At 62.4% G+C, this 842-nt stretch carries 1 protein-coding gene; it reads right to left on the bottom strand.

Annotated elements, in window-relative coordinates; all coding sequences use genetic code 11:
* Positions 1-842: 2-methylcitrate synthase (prpC, locus tag U4Y90_RS35940; protein WP_321801894.1), on the bottom strand; the 842-nt coding region annotated here is incomplete at both ends.

Raw genomic sequence — 842 nt, 5'->3', positions numbered from 1 at the left:
TCGGGTCCGGTGTAATTCGCGCTCGGCCGGATGATCTTGTTGTCGATGCGTTGCTCGATGATGTGCGCGCTCCATCCCGAGGTGCGCGAGATCACGAACAGCGGCGTGAACATGGCGGTGGGCACGCCCATCATGTGATACGACACCGCGCTGAACCAGTCGAGATTCGGGAACATCTTCTTCGCGTCCCACATCACGCTTTCGAGGCGCTCGGCGATGTCGAACAGCTTCGTGTCGCCCGCTTCCTTCGACAGCTTCTTCGCGACTTCCTTGATCACCTTGTTGCGCGGATCGGAGATCGTGTACACCGGATGGCCGAAGCCGATCACCACTTCCTTGTTCTCCACGCGACGCTTGATGTCGCTCTCGGCTTCATCGGGCGTCTGATAGCGCGACTGGATGTCGAACGCGACTTCGTTCGCGCCGCCGTGCTTCGGGCCGCGCAGCGCGCCGATCGCGCCGGTGATCGACGAATACATGTCGGAGCCCGTGCCCGCGATCACGCGCGCGGTGAACGTCGACGCGTTGAACTCGTGCTCGGCATACAGGTTGAGCGATACGTGCATCGCATCGACCCACGCCTTCGACGGCGCGACGCCATGCAGCAGATGCAGAAAGTGCCCGCCGATGGAATCGTCGTCGGTTTCGACTTCGATACGCTTGCCGTTGTGCGAGTAGTGATACCAGTACAGCAGCATCGAGCCGAGCGAGGCCATCAGGCGGTCGGCGATATCCTTCGCGCCCGGCACGTTGTGATCGTCCTTCTCGGGCAGGAGGGTGCCGAGCACGGACACGCCGGTGCGCATCACGTCCATCGGATGCGCGGACGCGGGAATCCATTC

The sequence above is a fragment of the Caballeronia sp. J97 genome, assembly GCF_905220305.1.
In the GTDB taxonomy this organism is placed as follows: Bacteria; Pseudomonadota; Gammaproteobacteria; order Burkholderiales; family Burkholderiaceae; genus Caballeronia.
The sequence above is the reverse complement of the archived record's forward strand: the minus strand, read 5'-3'. Positions and strand labels throughout refer to the sequence as shown.